Source organism: Sulfoacidibacillus ferrooxidans (genome assembly GCF_022606465.1).
Taxonomy (GTDB): Bacteria; Bacillota; Bacilli; order Alicyclobacillales; family SLC66; genus Sulfoacidibacillus; species Sulfoacidibacillus ferrooxidans.
The window spans coordinates 1-1,376 of record NZ_JALBUF010000054.1 but is presented as its reverse complement, the minus strand read 5'-3'; the positions used below and the strand labels follow the sequence as shown (position 1 = coordinate 1,376).

The 1,376-nt window shown below is 46.9% G+C and carries 3 protein-coding genes and 1 pseudogene; all 4 read right to left on the bottom strand.

Translation table 11 applies throughout. The annotated features are described in order from the left end of the window. Positions 1-297 (bottom strand): annotated as a pseudogene (locus MM817_RS16315) (hypothetical protein); the annotation flags it as partial. A gap of 54 nt (positions 298-351) precedes the next feature. Then, positions 352-663 carry a hypothetical protein gene (locus MM817_RS16310; RefSeq protein WP_241717096.1) on the bottom strand — a complete coding sequence of 104 codons (312 nt, stop codon included), beginning with the start codon at positions 661-663 and terminating at the stop codon, positions 352-354. A 30-nt stretch (positions 664-693) separates the two neighbouring features. Further along, positions 694-888, bottom strand: coding sequence for a hypothetical protein (locus MM817_RS16305; RefSeq protein ID WP_241717094.1), 195 nt, complete (start codon positions 886-888; stop codon positions 694-696). 62 nt (positions 889-950) lie between these two features. Further along, on the bottom strand, positions 951-1,376 hold a 426-nt coding region (locus MM817_RS16300), incomplete at its 5' end, for an HD-GYP domain-containing protein (RefSeq protein WP_336605206.1).

Here is a 1,376-nt window from a genome sequence, read left to right as displayed (position 1 = left end):
TTCAGGCGTTTGCGATCCGGTTTGCACATTGTATCCTGTACCGCTTTGCACGTTTTGAACGGTGAATAAGGTTTGTCCATCCCAGGTAACAGGCAAGTTCGCACTCGCTAAGTCTTGCGTGATTTCTTGTTGCACAGCGCTTGTTGATTGGGTGATCGCAGCTGTTCGAGCCGCGTTTTGCGCGATTGTCGCTACTTGCATCTTCGCGAATAACAACGTCGGTGCTAAAAAAGTAAGGATAAGCAATGAAAAACTCACCGCCATCGAAACCAAGGTGGATATCGAGTTAGCTGGCATCGCAGAATTCCTTTCTACTAAAATAGGGCGGCCATCATCGACCGCCCTTCATGATTATTGCGTTGCGCCAGAACCTGGTGCTGTAAAGGTACTGCCATCCGAATTGGTATAGCTTTGCGTGTTACCGCCCATGGCATTGGATGCTAGTGAATTCATGCCAGATTGAGACGACAAGCTTGTATAGACCGTTTTTGTGCCCGAACTGACGTTGTTAGCGCCCGTGCCAATTAAGTACCACGCCACGCCGCCAATGATGGCGAATAGGACGATCGTCGCTCCTACCCATGCCATCACGTTCACGTTTTTTTCTACGGTATCTCCACGTTCACTGCGTACTAATGACCCGATTGTGATTCCTTTTTTCATCATAAAAGCCTCCCAGTATGGTGTTTGTGATTAAAAAAGATTTGAAAATACGTGAACCATCGAAGCTGTCGATGAATTAATTGCGCCATATAGCAATCCAGCTATGAGCAACAGAGCGGTCAATGAAAATAAAACCATGCCCAAATCGTACATGGAGCCATCGAAAAACCCACCTTGCTCACTGCTCATCCATGCCTTTATTTTTTTTACGAGGAATCGTCCCACACACGTTCACCTCCCTTCCACACTCAGTCTAGCGTTTTGTCAACCCTAAAAACCCTCCATTTTCAATCCACTTTTTTCACACATGTGTAGCTATCCAATGAAGAAGAGCGGGAGGACGTTTTTGTGCTCTCGTACATCGCATTCAAGTCCGATTCATGCGCTATGAAAAATTCGATGATCGATGGATCATAGTGCGTATGCGCGTGATGGATCATCCAAGAACGTACCGCACTCCAAGGCTTGGGTTCTTTGTACGAGCGATGAGAAAGCAACGCATCGAGCACATCGATCATATGGACGACTCGCGCAAGAACAGGAATCTGTTCTCCTTGGATCTGTGCAGGATAGCCTGTCCCATCAAAATGTTCATGATGATACAAAGCGACCTCTTTGGAGAGTTCAAACACGCGATCATCCACCATCCATTCACTGCTTTGTTGCGCTTGGGTATGCAAATCGTGAAGCAGATCATAGCCATAGCGCGTGTG